General features: G+C 70.8%; 1 pseudogene. It reads right to left on the reverse strand.

The annotated features are described in order from the left end of the window. Positions 1-594 (reverse strand): annotated as a pseudogene (locus GPA_RS00865) (GHKL domain-containing protein); the annotation flags it as partial. Positions 595-685 lie beyond the last annotated feature (91 nt).

The raw sequence follows: 685 nt of genomic DNA on the forward strand, positions 1-685 counted from the left end.
CGCAAGGGGGCCGAGCACCAGCACGCAGGTGCCGAGCGCGTTCGCGAAGTCCAGCTGCCCCATGGCCTGCGCCGTGCCGAGCACGGGCGGGTAGTACAGCCCGCTGTAGTAATGCTCCCGGTTCTCCACCTCCAGCTCGAGGCGCGTGCCGTCGCGCACCACGATGCCCACCTGCGCACCGTCGCCGCCCGCCGCCGCCACGGCGCCGTCCACGTACAGGGTGAAGTCGCCGTACACCTCGGGCACCAGCAGCACGAGCGCGCGCTCGGGAGCATCGCCGTCGTAGCGCAGCTCGAGCTCGTAGACGGCGGACCCGAAGGCCGACGTGCCGCCCGGCGCGAAGGAGAAGTTGGAGTACTGGCCGATGAACGCCTCGGCCGCCGGGGCCCCGTCCACGGAGAGCAGCCAGCCGTCCACGAGGGGCACGGGGCGCCCGAGGTCGGCATCCGTCAACTCGAGGACGCCGTCCGCGCCGTAGGGCGGCGGGGACAGGTATTTGTTATCATGGTAGTACGCCAGCGCGAGCAGGCATCCCGCCAGCAGGAAGATCGCTGCCGCGGGAGCGGCCGCGCGCACGGCCGAGCGAACCGACATGACAACCCCTCTTCCCAACGACAAGGATACTCCGTGCGGCATCTTACCAGAAAACACCCCCTCCCCGCCGCCCGCGCCACAGCGTCCTTGG

This window comes from Gordonibacter pamelaeae 7-10-1-b, from assembly GCF_000210055.1.
Lineage (GTDB): Bacteria > Actinomycetota > Coriobacteriia > Coriobacteriales > Eggerthellaceae > Gordonibacter > Gordonibacter pamelaeae.